General features: G+C 73.0%; 15 protein-coding genes. 4 read left to right on the forward strand and 11 right to left on the reverse strand.

Annotation, left to right across the window (positions count from 1 at the left end; genetic code table 11):
* Positions 1–13: 13 nt before the first annotated feature.
* Complete coding sequence (locus AB0F52_RS11625) at positions 14–1,222, reverse strand: MFS transporter (RefSeq protein WP_360168091.1); 1,209 nt, start codon at positions 1,220–1,222, stop codon at positions 14–16.
* Positions 1,223–1,306: 84 nt separating this feature from the next.
* Here AB0F52_RS11625 and AB0F52_RS11630 point away from each other — a divergent pair, with 84 nt between their 5' ends.
* On the forward strand, positions 1,307–2,203 hold the full coding sequence (locus AB0F52_RS11630; protein WP_360168094.1) for a LysR family transcriptional regulator: 897 nt from the start codon (positions 1,307–1,309) through the stop codon (positions 2,201–2,203).
* 4 nt (positions 2,204–2,207) lie between these two features.
* Here AB0F52_RS11630 and AB0F52_RS11635 read toward each other — a convergent pair whose 3' ends face one another.
* Positions 2,208–2,780 (reverse strand): hypothetical protein, encoded by a 573-nt coding sequence (locus AB0F52_RS11635; RefSeq protein ID WP_360168097.1) that lies wholly within the window; start codon positions 2,778–2,780, stop codon positions 2,208–2,210.
* Positions 2,781–2,942: 162 nt separating this feature from the next.
* A complete protein-coding gene (locus AB0F52_RS11640) occupies positions 2,943–3,611 on the reverse strand; it encodes a TetR/AcrR family transcriptional regulator (RefSeq protein WP_360168100.1) in 669 nt (222 codons plus the stop codon).
* A 129-nt stretch (positions 3,612–3,740) separates the two neighbouring features.
* On the opposite strand from AB0F52_RS11640, the gene AB0F52_RS11645 reads away from it, so the two are divergent.
* Complete coding sequence (locus AB0F52_RS11645) at positions 3,741–4,649, forward strand: SDR family NAD(P)-dependent oxidoreductase (protein WP_360168103.1); 909 nt, start codon at positions 3,741–3,743, stop codon at positions 4,647–4,649.
* 149 nt (positions 4,650–4,798) lie between these two features.
* On the opposite strand, the gene AB0F52_RS11650 is transcribed toward AB0F52_RS11645, so the two are convergent.
* The 4 genes from AB0F52_RS11650 to AB0F52_RS11665 are packed head-to-tail and all read right to left on the reverse strand — an operon-like array spanning position 4,799 to position 9,023.
* Positions 4,799–5,974, reverse strand: a complete 1,176-nt coding sequence (locus AB0F52_RS11650) for a mandelate racemase/muconate lactonizing enzyme family protein (RefSeq protein ID WP_360168106.1) — start codon at positions 5,972–5,974, stop codon at positions 4,799–4,801.
* Position 5,975: 1 nt separating this feature from the next.
* The gene (locus AB0F52_RS11655; protein ID WP_360168109.1) at positions 5,976–6,803 is read right to left on the reverse strand and encodes a carbohydrate ABC transporter permease; all 828 of its coding nucleotides are present in this window, start codon (positions 6,801–6,803) and stop codon (positions 5,976–5,978) included.
* Positions 6,803–7,750: a sugar ABC transporter permease gene (locus AB0F52_RS11660; RefSeq protein ID WP_360168112.1), complete on the reverse strand. Its 948-nt coding sequence runs from the start codon at positions 7,748–7,750 to the stop codon at positions 6,803–6,805. The genes AB0F52_RS11655 and AB0F52_RS11660 overlap by 1 nt, the downstream gene beginning before the upstream one ends.
* Positions 7,751–7,754: 4 nt before the next feature.
* Positions 7,755–9,023, reverse strand: a complete 1,269-nt coding sequence (locus AB0F52_RS11665) for an extracellular solute-binding protein (RefSeq protein ID WP_360168115.1) — start codon at positions 9,021–9,023, stop codon at positions 7,755–7,757.
* 152 nt (positions 9,024–9,175) lie between these two features.
* On the opposite strand from AB0F52_RS11665, the gene AB0F52_RS11670 reads away from it, so the two are divergent.
* Both AB0F52_RS11670 and AB0F52_RS11675 read left to right on the forward strand, forming a co-directional pair.
* Positions 9,176–9,934, forward strand: a complete 759-nt coding sequence (locus tag AB0F52_RS11670; RefSeq protein WP_360168118.1) for a FadR/GntR family transcriptional regulator — start codon at positions 9,176–9,178, stop codon at positions 9,932–9,934.
* Positions 9,935–9,960: 26 nt separating this feature from the next.
* Positions 9,961–10,317 carry an L-rhamnose mutarotase gene (locus tag AB0F52_RS11675; RefSeq protein ID WP_360168121.1) on the forward strand — a complete coding sequence of 119 codons (357 nt, stop codon included), beginning with the start codon at positions 9,961–9,963 and terminating at the stop codon, positions 10,315–10,317.
* A gap of 149 nt (positions 10,318–10,466) precedes the next feature.
* Here the strand turns inward: AB0F52_RS11675 and AB0F52_RS11680 are convergent, their stop codons facing one another.
* The 4 genes from AB0F52_RS11680 to AB0F52_RS11695 are packed head-to-tail and all read right to left on the reverse strand — an operon-like array spanning position 10,467 to position 15,017.
* Positions 10,467–11,663, reverse strand: a complete 1,197-nt coding sequence (locus AB0F52_RS11680; RefSeq protein WP_360168124.1) for a glycosyltransferase — start codon at positions 11,661–11,663, stop codon at positions 10,467–10,469.
* On the reverse strand, positions 11,660–13,123 hold the full coding sequence (locus tag AB0F52_RS11685) for a serine hydrolase domain-containing protein (RefSeq protein ID WP_360168127.1): 1,464 nt from the start codon (positions 13,121–13,123) through the stop codon (positions 11,660–11,662). The genes AB0F52_RS11680 and AB0F52_RS11685 overlap by 4 nt, the downstream gene beginning before the upstream one ends.
* 2 nt (positions 13,124–13,125) lie before the next feature.
* Positions 13,126–13,812 carry a hypothetical protein gene (locus AB0F52_RS11690; RefSeq protein WP_360168130.1) on the reverse strand — a complete coding sequence of 229 codons (687 nt, stop codon included), beginning with the start codon at positions 13,810–13,812 and terminating at the stop codon, positions 13,126–13,128.
* Complete coding sequence (locus AB0F52_RS11695) at positions 13,809–15,017, reverse strand: cytochrome P450 (protein WP_360168133.1); 1,209 nt, start codon at positions 15,015–15,017, stop codon at positions 13,809–13,811. Before AB0F52_RS11695 ends, AB0F52_RS11690 begins: the two co-directional genes overlap by 4 nt.
* Positions 15,018–15,026 lie beyond the last annotated feature (9 nt).

Raw genomic sequence — 15,026 nt, forward strand, 5'->3', positions numbered from 1 at the left:
GGTTGTGCGGGGTTCAGACGCGGGCGGCGGTCCGGCGCCGCAGGGCCGGTCCGAGCGCCCGCTGAGCGGCGAACAGGGCGAACCCGCCGACCGCGCAGGCCGCCCCGAGGACGACCGGCCCGGCCGGCTGGAGCAGTGCGGTTCCGGCCAGCGGGCCGAGCACCGCGCCGACGCTCCAGGTCGTCGAAGCCAGGCCCAGGTACCCGCCGCGCAGCTCGGCCGGGGCGAGGCCGGCGAAGGTGTCGCCGAACCGGACGGCGATCCCGATCTGCCCGAGCGTCCAGATCAGGACCGAGCCGGCGAAGGCGGCGGTGCCCGTGCTCACGGCGCCGAGCCCGGCGCCCAGCCCGACCAGGAGCATCGAGGCGGCCGACACCGTGGTGCCGTTGCGGCCGGCGAGCCACCGGACCGCCGGCGGCTGGAGCGCCACGACGCCGATCCCGTTGAGGGCCAGGACTCCGCCGTAGGCCGCCGGGCCGAGACCGCCGGTCGCCATCAGCAGCGGCAACGTCGTGAACGTCTGCAGGAACAGCGTGAAGTAGCCGGTGTGGAGCGCCAGCATCGCGAGCATCAACCGGTCGCGCAGCACGACGGGCAGCAGCGGCCGCCGCGTCCGCACCGATCCCGCCGGCCGGGTTTCCGGTACCCGGCGCCAGACGATCAGCGCCGCGGCCAGCGAGGCCAGCACGTTGATCCAGAACAGCAGCCCGTACCCGTACTTGGCGAGGAACCCCGCGGCGATCGTGGCGACCGAGAAGCCGAGGTTGGCCGCCCAGTAGAGCACGCCGAACGCGCGGATCCGCTGGGGTGCCGGCAGATCGGCCACCGCGGCCGACCCGGCCGGGCGGAACAGCTCGATCGTCAGCCCGACGCCCACGGCGGCCGCCCAGATCCCGGGCAGCGAGTCCGCCGAGCCGAGTGCGGTGAGCGCCGCGGCGGCCCCGATGAAACCGGCCAGCATGGTGTTGCGCCGGCCGATCCGGTCGCCCAGCCAGCCGCCGAGCAGCTGGGAGCCGATGTCGCCCAGCCCGACCGCCGCGACCACCGAGCCGGCGGTCGCGGGGGAGAGGTGCTGCGCCTGCGTCAGGTACAGCACCAGGAACGCCCGCACCACACCGCCGGCCCGGCCGACGAAGTGCGTGGCCGCCAGGGCCCAGACGAGCTCGGGGAGGCGGGGCCGGCCCGCCGTGGTCGCCGGATCGATCGTGCTCGTGGTCGTCATGGGAACCACGCTAGGTCCGTGAAGACATCACGAAAAGCGATGAATTCCGATCGAATCGATCGCCATCGGCTATGTTAGGCCGCTATGGCCGACTTCGAGCTTCGTCACCTGCGGACCATGGCCGCCATCGCCGAGGAAGGCACGTTCGGGCAGGCGGCGGCCCGGCTCGGTTACACGCAGTCCTCGGTGAGCCAGCAGATCGCCGCGTTGGAGAAGGCCGTCGGCGGCCCGGTCTTCGACCGCCCCGGCGGCCCGAGGCCGGTCCGGATCACCCGGCTCGGCGAGGTGGTCCTGGCCCACGGCCGCGAGCTGCTGGCGAAGGCGGCGACGCTGACCGACGCCGTCGGCCGGTTCCGAGCGGGCCACGGCCGCATCGACATCGGCACCTTCCAGAGCGTGTCGAACCTGATCCTGCCCGCCGTCATCCGCCGGCTGCTGGACGAGCACCCCGGCTGCGACATCAGGCTGTCCGACGTGCCGCCGGAGGACCCGCGGATCGGGGAGCTCGACCTGCTGTTCCACGACGGCCCGGTCGACGGCGACATCGAGCACGTCAAGCTGTTCGACGAGCCCTACCTGCTGGTGACGGGCGCCGGTGCGGTTCCCGGCGGCGGCCCGGTGCGGGTGAAGCTGCTCGACGAGGTCCCGATGGTCGCCTGGCCGCTCACCCACCACCAGCGGTGGCTGGAGCGGACGTTCGCCCGCGCCGGCGCGCAGCCGCGGTTCGTGTTCCGCACGACGGGCCACGAAACCATCCTGTCGATGGTGCGGGCGGGCATCGGCTGGGCGGTGCTGCCGTGGCTCGCCCTGCACGGCCAGGACGCCTGGGCCGACGAGCAGCTCGCCATCCACCCGCTGAAGCCGTCGCCCACCCGCGAGCTCTCCCTGCACTGGCCGGCCGGGCGCACCGAATCCCCGCTCGCGGTCCGGGCGCGGGAGATCGCCGTGGAGGTCGCGCGCGACCTCGCCGAGCGGATGTGAGACGTCAGAAGTGGATCAAGGTGCGGGCCGAGGCGGCGGCGTCGGTGAGCTTCGTGCCGGTGCCGGTGACGAAGTAGAGGCCGGCCGGGGCGTTGCACTGGAGGGTCACGCTGAACCCGCCGGTGACCGGGTTCGAGGCGTAGTCGGAGCACAGCTGGCCGGTGCCCGCGTAGATCTGCGCGAGCGTGTGTGCCTCGTGGGCGGCGTCGGTGAGGGTGGTGCCCATGCCCTGCCGGAAGGTGAGGCCGGCCGGGCCGGTGCACTGCAGCGTCACGCCGAAGCCGCCGAGCTGGGTGCTGCTGCCGTTGTAGGACGTGCACTTCAAGGCGGCGATGGCCGGGTCCTGCACCAGTGAGGTGGCTTCGGCGGCCGCGGCGGTCAGCGTGGTCCCCAGGCCGGCCACCACGCGGAAGGAGCTGCCGACGCAGGTCAGGGTCTGCTCGTAGCCACCGAGGACGGCGCGGTTGGTGTAGGCGGAGCAGGAATCGGCGGCGGCCGCGGTGGCGGGGACGGCGACGGCCGAGCCGACGGCGACAGCGAGGGCGCCGAGCGCTCCGAGGCAGCGACGCACGAACATGCGGAACTCCTTTGCCGGGCAAGGCGCCGCCGGTCGGAAATCGGTGCGGCGCGGGTATGTCGGGTCTACCACCCGCGCGCACGGTGTTTTCACGGCATTTGTGACGACACGGCCGTTCCGGCACCCGCACTGGTCCGGACCACCCGCGACGGTGCGGGGAAATCAGCCGTTGCGGGCCATGGCACCGGTGATCAGCAGGGCCAGCCCGTGCTCCAAGGCCGGCGCCAGGTCCAGCCGGAGCGTGGTCAGCGCCGGGTCCGCTTCGTACGCCGCGAGGGCGCTGGGCGACGGGCGGCAGTGGGTCCACAGGCCGCCGGCCAGGATCATGGCCAGCAGGCACACCGATGCCGCTTCGCCGCCGACTTCGGGCACGGCCTGCCGGAGCAGTCCGGCCATCGCGTCCAGCCCGCCGAGGGCGGACCGCTTGAACCGCACCACGACGTCGGTGGACACGTTGTGCTCCAGGACACCCGCCTGCGCGCCGATGAGGTCGCACAGCACCGTGCGGCGGGCCAGCGAGCGGGAGACCAGCGCCGCGAACGCCTCGGCCCGCTCCCGGGCCGGCCGGTCGGCGGCGACCCCCGCGGCCACCTCGTCGGAGACCTCGGCCAGCCAGTCCCGCAGGGCGCGGTCGAGCAGTTCGAGCAGCACGGCCTCACGGGATTCGAAGTAGCGCAGGACGTTCGACTTGGCCAGGCCGACCCGCCGGCTGAGCTCGTTGAGGCTCACCTCGGCCACCGGCATCTCGTCGAGCATCTTCAGCGCCGTGTCGAGGATGGTGCGGCGCCGCTCCTCTCGCTGCTCCGCGCTGCGCGCCCGCTGGAACGTCATGAGACCAGCGTAACGCGCGGGCCGCGAGATTGGAGACCGGCAGTCTCTTGACAATAGACCGGCGGTTCCTTAGCGTCGGAGTCATAACAGACCGACGGTCCGAAAGGGCCGCGACCCGGGAGGACCGTCATGAGCGACAACTGGACCGAGCACGAGGTCCCCAGCCAGCGCGGCCGCGTGGCCGTGATCACCGGCGCCAACACCGGCCTCGGGTTCGACACGGCGAAGGTGCTGGCCGAGCGCGGGGCGACGGTGGTGCTCGCCGTCCGCGACGTCGAAAAGGGCAAGCAGGCGGCCGCGCGGCTCGGCGCGGCGGCCGACGTCACGGTGCAGGAGCTGGATCTGTCGTCGCTGGAGTCGGTCCGGGCCGCCGCGGCCGACCTGCACACCACGCTGCCGAAGATCGACCTGCTGATCAACAACGCCGGCGTCATGTACCCGCCCCGGCAGACCACCCGGGACGGCTTCGAGCTGCAGTTCGGCACGAACCACCTCGGGCACTTCGCCCTGACCGGCCTGCTGCTGGACCTGCTGCTCCCGGTCGAGGGCTCGCGCGTGGTGACGGTCGCCAGCATCGCCCACCGCCTCCGCGCGGGGATCCACTTCGACGACCTGCAGTGGGAGAACTCCTACGACCGCGTCGCGGCCTACGGGCAGGCCAAGCTGGCCAACCTGATGTTCGCCTACGAGCTGCAGCGCCGCCTGGCCCCGCACGGCACGACGGCGTCGATCGCCGCGCACCCCGGCGTGGCCCGCACGGAACTGGTGCGCAACTTGCCGCCGCTGCTGCGCGCGCTCTTCCCGGTGGTGGCCCCGCTGATCACCCAGAGCTCGGAGCGCGGCGCCCTCCCGACCCTGCGCGCGGCCACCGACCCGGCCGCCCTCGGCGGCCAGTACTACGGCCCGGCCGGCCCGGGCGGCTACCGCGGGCGTCCGCAGGTGGTCGCCTCCAGCCCGCAGTCCTACGACGCAGCGATCCAGCGGCGGCTCTGGGCGGTTTCAGAGGAGCTGACCGAGGTCAAGTTCCCCGTCGGCTGAGCCGCGCGTGATTCCGGAGCCGCCACGCGTGATCCGGGAGCCGCCACGCGTGATCCGAGGGTCGACACGGCGGCCGACCCCGTGTCGACCTGCCAATCACGCGTGCCGACCCGTCTAACACGCGTGTCGGCCTTTCGATCACGGGGGCCTCAGGCCTCCACCGTCGCGCGGTCGCCGTTGCCGGACGCCGGGAACAGGTAATGACCGGCGCGGTCCGGGCGGATGTGCGTCCCGTCGGACCCCGGGTCCGGGAGCCGGTGGCCGGCGGCCGCGATGGCTGCTTCGTCGAGGCGGATGCCCAGGCCCGGGCAGTCGCTCAGGATGAACGCGCCGTCGCCGATTTCGTGGGCCAGGGAGACGCCGAGCGGGGGGCGCAGGTCCTGCAGCTCGGTGACCAGGTGGTTGGGCACCGCGGTCGCGGCGTGCGCCAGCCCGACCGGGGTCGTCCCGATCGGGCTGACCGGCAGGTCGTGGGCGTGGGCGAGGGCGGCGACCCGCAGGAAGTGGGTGACGCCCCAGCCCGCGGCCGTCTGGACGATGTCGACCGCGCCGGCCGTGATCAGCGGCCGGTGCTGTTCCAGCCCGGTGAGGTTCTCCCCGGTGGCGACCGAGGCGCGGACGCCGCGGCCGACGGCCGCGTGGCCGTCCACGTCCCAGCGCCGCACGGGTTCCTCGATCCAGGTCAGGTCGAGGGTCCGTTCGAGCTCGCCGACGTGGCGCACCGCCTGCTTGCGCGTCCAGTTCTCGTTGACGTCCAGCATCAGGCCCGGGCGGTCACCGCCGCCGGCCTCGACGAGGACGTCGCGGACGAGGCCGAGGCGGCGGCGGTCGCGGTCGATGTCCAGGCCGCCCTTGAGCTTCGCCGCGCGCAGCCCGTGGCCGGCGTAGGTCCGGTACAGCTCGGCCAGCTCGTCGTCGTCCAGGGCGATGTCGAGACCCGAGGCGTAGGCGGGCACACGGCGGTCCCGCCCGCCGAGCAGCCGCCAGAGCGGTTCGCCCGCCAGCTGCGCCTTGATGTCCCACAACGCCGTGTCGAAGGCGCCGATGGTGCCGAACACCGCGCCGGCGTGCCCGGCCTTGAACATCCGCCGCAGCATCCGGTCGTAGAGCGCGGTCACGCCACGCGGGTCTTCGCCCTCGAGCGCGGCGAAGACGGTCTCCGCCAGCACGTGCGAGCCGAGCCCGACGCCGGTGACGCCTTCGTCGGTCTCGACGACGACGATCGGCATCCGGACGACACCGTCGGCGTGGACGCCGTTGGCGTCACCGATCGGGCGGCCCCACTCCTGCACGGTCGTGAGGGCCCGGAAACCAGTGATGCGCATTTCATCCCTTCGTGGACCCGGCGGTGACCCCGTCGGCGATCTGGCGTTGCAGGAACAGGTAGACGAGCAGCACCGGCACCGCGGCGATCAGCACGCCCGAGGCGAACGTGGGGATGTCGGCCGAATACTGCCCGCGCAGCGCGGTCACCCCGACCATGAGGGTCCGGTGCTCCACCGACGGCATCAGCAGCAGCGAGATCAGCACGTCGTTCCAGCAGAACAGCGCGTTGAGCACCCCGACCGACAGCAGCGCCGGGGCACCCAGGGGGAGCATGATCCGCCAGTAGACGCCGTAGACGGTCGACCCGTCGACGCGGGCGGCGTCGACGATCTCCGCCGGCACGGCCGAGTAGAAGCTGGTCATCAGGAACACCGTGAACGGCAGGAACTGCGCCACGTAGGCGAGCACCAGCCCCGGGTAGGTGTCGATGAGCCCGGTGCCCGCCATCAGCCGCGCGAGCGGGACCATGATCACCTGGAACGGCACGAACAGCGCGGCGAGGATGCCCAGGTAGACCGCGGACGACCCGCGGAAGCGCAGGCGGCCGAGCGCGAAGCCCGCCATCGACCCGAGCAGCAGCAGGACCGCGACCGAGCACGCCACGACGACGACCGAGTTGAGGAAGTACCGGGACATCCCCACGCTCGTCCACGCCCGGCTGATGTTGTCCCAGCGGAGTGCGCCGGCGGGCGCGAACCGGTCGAGGGTGTATTCGCGGCGGTCCTTCATCGCGACGTTCGCGGTGAACACCAGGGGATAGATCGTCGCCAGGGCGAGCGCGGCCATGGGGATGGCGGCGAGCCACTTCGTGAGCCGGGAACCCCGCATCAGTCCTCCTTTCCGGCGCGCCGCAGGATGCCGATCTGCGCCAGCCCCACCACGAGCATGATCAGGAACAGCACCGTGGACGCCGCCGAGGCGAGCGCCGGCTGGTTCAGGTGCCCCTGCTGGAACCAGACGTAGAACTCGGGCAGGTAGGTCGACCCGGCCGGGCCGCCGTTGGTCATCACGTACAGCAGGCCGAACATCGAGGTCAGCATCCCGATCATCGTGGTGACGAAGACGAACTGGATGGTGCGGGACAGGCCGGGGACGATCACGTGCCGGATGGTCTGCAGCAGCGACGCACCGTCCACTTTGGCCGCGTCCAGCAGCGAGGAGTCCAAAGTGGAGAAACCGGCGAGGAAGACGACCAGTGCCATGCCGAACGTCGCCCAGACGTGCACCCCGACGACGGCGAAGATCGCCACGCTCGGATTCCCCAGCCAGTCCACCGGGCCGAGGCCGACGAGGCCCAGCAAGGCGTTCACCGGCCCGTCGAAGGCCAGCAGCAGGTTGAAGATCGCCCCGACGATCACCGGGGACAGCACGGCCGGGAAGAAGTAGACGCCGCGGTAGATCCGGTGCCCGGGGACCTTCAGGTGGATGAAGGTGGCGAGCAGGCCGGGGATGGCGACGGCGACCGGGAGCAGCAGCACGAGCAGCCCGACGTTGCGCACGGCGGTGTGGAACAGCGGGTCGTCGAACAGCGTCGCGTAGTTGTCGAAGCCGACGGCCGTGCCGTTGCGGGCGCCGTCCCCGGTGAAGGAGAAGTTGACGCCGAGCAGCAGCGGCCACAGCCGCAGCAGGAGGACGATCAGCACGGCCGGGGCGACGAGGACGAGCGGCGCGAAGCGCTCGAGCCGCGTTCCGCGGGGGGCGCGCCGGGCCGGCGCGGCCCCTCCGGTGGGCCGGGCCGGAGCCCGGTCCACCGGAGCGGGAGAGTACCCGGTCACGTGGTCAGCCCTTGTCCGACGCGGCCAGCTGCTGCAGCACCTCGTCGACGCCGATCGACCCGCTCAGCAGCTGCTGCGAGAGCCGGCCCATCAGGTCGAGCGTCTTCGAGGAGAGCGCGACGTGGAGCGCGGGCTTGCCGGTCTTGACCTCCGAGACGATCGTCGCCACGGCCGGGCCGCCCGCCGACACGTCGATCGACGTGTCGGCGGCGATCGCGCCGCTGTCGGCGTAGAAGGACTTCAAGGCGTCGGTCGAGCTCAGCGACCGGACCAGGTCCGCGGCCAGCTTGGGATCCTTCGTGCTCTTCGCGACCGCGTAGCCGATGCCGCCGTCGTAGGGGAGGCTCGGGGTGGCGGCCGGGTTGACCACCGGCGTGGTCATCACGCCGACCTTGTCCGCGCCCAGGAACTCGGCGAAGTCCTTCCAGTGCCCGACGTCGGACATCAGGCCGATGACGTTCGCGGCCTTGCCGGACTGGAAGAGCGCGAACGCGTCGTTGAACATCGCGGTGGAGTTCGGGCCGTCGGTGTTCAGCCCGGTGTCGTTGACCTGCTTCCAGAGCTCGAAGACCCGCTTGACGTCCGGGGAGGTCCAGTCGCGCTTGCCCGCGATCCAGTCGGTGGCCTCCTGCGGCGTCAGGGTCGCCGAACCCACGGCCGACAGGAAGAACTGGATCCCGGCGCCTTCCTTGTTGCCCAGCGCCAGGCACTTCGCGCCGGTCTTCGCGGCGATGGTGCCGCAGTCGCGGACGAACTCGTCCCAGGTCCGGGGCGGCGCCTGCGGGTTCAGCCCGGCCTTTTCGTAGAGCGACTTGTCGTAGTAGAAGGGGTGTCCCTGCAAGGTGACCGGCTCGGCGTAGACCTTCCCGTCCTTGGTGAAGGCGTCCCAGCCGCTGAGGCGCGACCGGTCGTCGGCGACGTAGGAGTCCAGCGGCGCGAGGTCGCCGACCCGGTCGCGGATCTGGCCGCCGCCGTTGAAGAGCATGACGTCCGGCCCGCTCTTGGCCTGGATCGCCGCGCCCAGCAGGGTGTAGTACTGGTCGTAGGGCTGGGCCACGAACTCGACGGTGACGCCGGGGTGCTGCTTGGCGAACTCGGCCTTGGCCTTCGCCACGTAACTCGCGGCTTTCGCGTCGCCGGACTTCCAGTCCCAGACCACGAGCTTGCCGCTCGCGTCGCCGGTGGGGGCGGCCGGGCCGGCGGCGCTTCCACAGCCCGCGGTCAACGCCAACGCCGCGACGAGGGCGGCCGAGAATAGTGTGCGCTGCTTCATCGCTGCTCACTTCTCCAGACGGTGGCCGGACGGGGAGTGGCCCGGCTCAGTGCGGCAAAACGTAACTCGTATGACGTATGACGTCAACGCCTGGGCTGTGTAAGCTTCACGTGCGTTCGGCGGAGGTCGGCGCCAGTGCGACCGGAGGAACGATGACGGCATCAGACCGGCCACCCGCTGTTCCCGACTGGGTGCGCCGCCCCGCGAACCTGGCGAGCGCGGTCACCGCCGAACTCGTGGGACGCGTGGTGCGCGGGGTCCACCCGCCCGGGACGTCGCTGCCGGCCGAACCGGTGCTGTGCGAAAGCTTTTCGGTGAGCCGGACCGTGGTCCGCGAGGCGGTGAAGCTGCTGCAGGCGAAAGGTCTGGTCCAGGTCCGCCAAGGCGCGGGCACGGTGGTGAACCCGGCGTCGATGTGGAACATGCTCGACGAGCTCGTCCTGGCCGCGGTGATCGCCGAGGACGAGACCTCCGCCGTCCTCGACGACCTGGTGGTGACGCGCCGGCTGCTCGAAGCGGACATGGCGCTGGTCGCCGCCCGGACCGCCGGCCCGGAGGTCGTCGCGCGGCTGGGGGAGCTGGTGGACCTGATGGACGAGCTCGTCGACGATCCCGTCGCCTACCGCGAACAGGACCTCGCGTTCCACGACACGATCATGCAGGTCTCGGGCAACCGCCTCGCCCGGGGCGTGGTGCGCGCGCTGGAGAGCCAGGTCGTCAACACCGCCCGCTACGTGGGCCCGAGCGAGCGCGCCCTGTGCGTGGCCTCGAACCAGGGGCACCGCCGGGTCTACGAACGGATCGCGGCCGGGGACGGCGAAGGCGCCGCGAAGGCGATGTTCGACCACATCACCGAAGCGTGGCTCGCCCGCCGCCCCGGCTCCGGCGACCCCGGCCGCCTCGAGCGGTGACCCCCATCCCGTCCGAAAGGAGTTCCATGGTCCAGCGCTACGGCATGCTGATCCGCCTGCGCCCGGAGAAGCGCGAGGAATACCTGCGGCTGCACGCCGAGGTCTGGCCCGGCGTCGAGCGGATGCTGCGGGAGGCCAACATCCGCAACTTCAGCATCTTCCTGCACGACGATCTGCTGTTCGGGTACTACGAATACGTCGGCGAAGACCACGACGCCGATCAGGCGCGCATCGCCGCGGACCCCGAAACGCAGCGCTGGTGGAAGTTGACCGATCCCTGCCAGGAATCGCTTTCCGAGCGTGAAGGGGGCGCTTGGTGGACGCCCATGGCGGAGGTCTGGCACCTCGCCCCGGAGTCCCTTGTGGACGAAGAAGCGCCCTGATCGCTCAGGCGTTCTGCCGGTCCGAGCAGTGCCAGTGGGCGTCTTCTGGCGGACGCGGAAGATGGTGACGGGGCTGGCCGAGGTGCAGTGAATGACTCATTCCTGGCGTCGGAGGTCATGAATGAGTCATTCATGACGCCGTCGCCCGCTTACCCGAGGCTGTCGAGCAGCAGGCGGGCGGCCGTCGTGGCCCCGTCGGTGCGGATCCCGGCGCCCAGCGCCGTCGCCCGCGCCCGGGTTTCCGGTGCCAGCGCCGTGTCGACCGCCGCGGCCAGTGCCTCGAACGTCGCCGTCGGGCCGTCGAGGGCCGCGCCGACCCCGCTCGCGGCCACCCGGCCGGCCCAGTACGGGTTGTCCGCCAAGCGGATGGGGACCGCCACCTGCGGGACGCCGGCCCGGGCGGCCGTCTGCGTCGTGCCCGCGCCGCCGTGGTGGACCACCGCGGCCAGCTTGTCGAACAGGCGCTGGTGGTTGACGTCGCCGATGGCGAAGCAGTCGTCCACGGCCAGGTCGGCCCAGCCGCGGGAGACGAGCACCCGGTGCCCCCGCGCGCGGCTCGCCTCGACCGACCACCGCGCGATGTTCGGTGCCGCGCCGATGCTGCCGAAGCCGACGTAGACCGGCGGCGGCCCGGCGTCCAGGAACGCCGTCAGCTCGGCCGGCAGCGGACGGTCGTCCACCCGGGTCCACGCACCGGTTTGGACCACTTCGAGACCTGCGGTTTCCGGCCACGGCCCCAGCGCCGGGTCCGCCGCCAGCCACGGCCGATCGGAGTAGACGTGGTCGCGCACGTTGTCCACCGGCGGCAGGCCGAGGGCGGCCCGGTGCGCGTTGAGCGGTTCGCGGAACTGCGCGTTCACCCGCTGGGCGTCCAGCTCCCACAGCTCCGCGTTGTCCGCGCCCGCCGGCTCCGGCCAGCCGGGCCGCGGTGGCGGCGCGTGGTGCGGCGACGGCAGGTTGACCGCCGCGTAGGTCGCGTAGACGTAGCGGATGCCCGCGGCTTCGGCCACCGACCGCGCGGCGACCTGCGCCAGACCGGCCGCCACCAGCGCGTCGCAGCCGCCGGCCGCCGCCGGGAGGACGTCGAACTGCGTTTCGAGCAGTTCGGTCCGGTACCGGGTCAGCTCCGCCGGGGTCGGGGGAGCCGTCGCGCGCATCAACGCCCGCACCGGCGGCCCGACCGGCACCGACTCGATCCCGAGACCGGCCAGCCGGTCCGTGAACTCCTCGTCCGGCGGGGTGCACATCCGCACGTCCGCGCCGAGCGACCGGAGCTCGACCGCGAGGGCCACCAGCGGTTCGACGTCGCCACGCGTGCCGTACGTGGACAGCAGTACCCGCGTCACCGTGATGCCCCGGCGTAGAAGCCGACCGGCATCGTGACGTCGGCGCCCGCCGCCCCGCACTCCAGCATCCACAGCGCCGCGGCCGGGCCCAGCTCCCGGCCCAGCGCCCCGAGCGCGGCCGGGTCCGGCGCCACCGCGCGCGCCTGTTCCAGGCCGCGCCCGAACGCGGCCGGGTCCCAGCCGTCCGCGTCGCCGTCGCCGAGGGAGCGCGCGCCGGCGGTCAGCGTCGCGACCGGCAGCGGGCCGGGCACGCCGAGCAGGCCGTGGGTGCGTTCGCCCACCAGGACGCCCATCCAGTGCGAGCTTTCCGGCGTGGGCCGGGGACCGGTCCACCGGGGCCGCCCGTCCATGTCCGGGAGCTTCGCCGGCGAGCCGGACACCGCCCAGCGGCCCGCCCACTCCACGGCCAGGCCGGGCGCGCTGCGGCTCGCGGGGTTGTGGAACCTGGCCATGTCCCACCGGTTGCCGACCGCGACCGCGGCCAGGTCGCGGTGCGGCCAGACCCGCGCCTCCCACCAGAAACCCCACGGGAACGCCGCGGTGTGCCCCCACCACCAGTCCTCGCCCAGCGCCGGATCGGCGAGTTCGAGGGTGAGGCCGGAAAACGAGCGGACGCCGTGCGGGCTCGGGCGCTCGGCCCGCGGGGCCACCATGGCCGCGAGCGAGTCCGGCCCGACCAGCCCGCGCTCGCCTCGGGCGGTGCGCAGCAGGGCTTGCAGCAGCCGCGCGAAGTCCGCGGCGCTGGTGTGCATGCCGACGCCCGGGTAGGCCGCGGTGCGCAGGGGCGGGCTCGGCAGGCACCAGTCGCCGAAGGCGGCGTAACCGGTGGCGCCACCGGCGTTCACCGTGCCGTCGTCGATGCTCGTGTCCCGCATCCCGGCCGCGGCGAACACGTCCCGCTCGACGCGGGCCGCGTACGGCTCGCCGGCCAGGTGCTCCACCACACCGCCGAGCACCCCGACCCCGAAGCTGGAGTACGAATAGGACCCCGGTGCCGTCACCAGCGGCAGCACCCCGCCGTACTCGACGGCGCGGCCGGTCTCGTGCCGCCGCCGGACGTAGTCGAGGATCGGCTCGGCCGGCGCCGTGGGCGCGACCGCGGTGACGATGTCGCTGTAGTAGCCGCCCTGGTGGGCGGCCAGCATGCCGGTGGTGGCGGGTGCCGCGCCGGGACCGCGCAGTCCCGCGGGCAGCACCTGGTCGACCGGGGTGTCCAGCCCGGCCATCCCCGCCTCGACGAGCTGCAGGAAGGCCAGCCCGGTCACGGGTTTGGTGAGCGAGCCCGCCGGCGCGACCGTCTCGGCGGTCATCGGCGTGCGCGCGGCCAGGTCCGCGAACCCGGTCGCGGCCGTCCGCAGGTCGTCGCTCGTCGCCACCGCGACGGCGACCCCGGGCGTGCCGGTGACCGCGGCCAGCCGCGGCAGGACGGTGTCCAGGGCCGCCACCACGTCGTCGAGCATGCTCACCCCTCGGTGGTGTTGTAGTTGACGATCCGCGCCACCATCAGGGCGCGCGCCCCGGCCAGCGGGCTGGCCGCGTCCCGCCGCGCCACGTCCGGCAGCCGGTGAGCCTGCTCTTCGGTGACCGCCACCATGCCCCAAAGTGCGTTGAAGCCCGCGGGGTCGGCCGGCTTTTCCGCGGCGGCCTCGACGGTCACGACACCGGCGTCGCCGGTCACCGCCAGGGCGCCCATCTGCCGCAGCACGCCGGGATCCCGCTCCGCGGCGGCCACCACGCTCCAGCCCACGACATCGGCTTCTCGCAGCGCGGAGAGCAGGCTGTCCACGCCGCTGACGACGATGTCGGGCAGGACGAGCGCCACCGTTCCGCGCGTCAGCGGCAGGGCGCACCGGATCGCGCCGTCGAGCCCCGGCTCGGCCACGTCGTCCTGGTAGACGAAGACCAGCTGGAAGGTGCCGGCGTAGCGCGCCAGGTACTTCACCGTGTCCAGCTTGTGCGGGCCGAACACGACGACCACGCGCACGCTGAGCCCGCTCTTCGCCAGTTCCACCACGGCTTCCAGGCTGCGGTCCAGCACGGTGATCCCGGGCGCCAGGCAGTGCAGTTCTTTCGCGTACGGCGCCCCGAACCGCGTGCCCAGCCCGGCACAGGGCAGGATGACCGAAACATCGGGGTCGGGGGTGGTCACCGCAGCCGCACCGCCAACGCGACCCGGTGCCGGGCGCGCGGCAGCGGCACCCACGCGGCCTCACCGACCGGCTCGACCTCCGGGAAGCGCTCGAACAAGCTCCGCAGCGCGACCTCCGCCTCCAGCTTCGCCAGCGCGACGCCGAGGCAGAAGTGCGGTCCCCAGCCGAATCCCACGCTGCCCTCCCGGCCGCCGTGCTCGGCCTGCCGGCGGATGTCCGCCCGGTCCGGGTGGGCGAACTGCCGCGGGTCGCGGTTGGCCGCGCCGAGCACCGCCTGCACCGCGTCCCCCGCCTTGATCGGCACGCCACCGACCTCCAGGTCGGTGGCCGCGTACCGCAAGCGGGCCAGCTGGACCGGGCCGTCCGTGCGGACCAGCTCGCGCACCGCCGCGGGCCACAGCTCGGGCTCGCGGCGCAGCAGCTCCCGCTGCGCCGGGTCGCGCATCAGCGCCAGCGCCGCGTTGGCCAGCATGTTCGCCATCGTCTCGTGGCCGGCCAGCACCAGGAACACGACCAGGGCCACCGCGTCGACGTCGGTCAGGTCGTCCTGGGCGACGACCTCGCTGAGCAGGTCGTCCCGCGGTTCCGCCCGGCGGCGGTCCACGAGGGCGTGGCAATAGGCGAACATCTCGCCCAGCGTCGGCGTGATCCGCGCCGGGTCGCCGTCGACCAGGACCTTGCCCCAGCGGTACCAATCCGCCCAGTCCGCTTCGGGCACCCCGACCTGTTCGCACACCACCGCCATGGCCAGCGGGTAGGCGTACTCGTCGAGCAAGTCCGCCGTGCCGCCCAGGCCGTCGAGCAGCTCGTCGACGATCTGCTGCACCCGCGGCCGCAGCGTGGCGACCCGCGTCGCGCCGAACGCGTGGCTGATGCTGCGCCGCAGGCGCGTGTGCTCGGCACCGTCGAGGCTCAGCAGGCTCGCCCGCAGGTAGGGCAGGTGCTCCCGCGGCGTGCCCAGCGCGAGGAACGCCTCCTCCTGCGCCTGCGCCCCCTGGCCCGGCAGGCCGGCCGGGTCGTTGCGCACGGCCGGATCCGCCAGCACCGCGCGCACTTCGGCGCTGCCGGTGACCAGCCAGCCCTCCGCGCCGTTCGGCAGCCGGGCGCGGCAGACCGGCGACGCGGCGAGGATGCGGTCGTAGCCGCGCATCGGGTCGTCGAGGACGGCCGGATCGCGGACGTCCACCACGGGTTCGGACGACATGGGACAGAG

This window comes from Amycolatopsis sp. NPDC024027 (assembly GCF_040638975.1).
In the GTDB taxonomy this organism is placed as follows: domain Bacteria; phylum Actinomycetota; class Actinomycetes; order Mycobacteriales; family Pseudonocardiaceae; genus Amycolatopsis.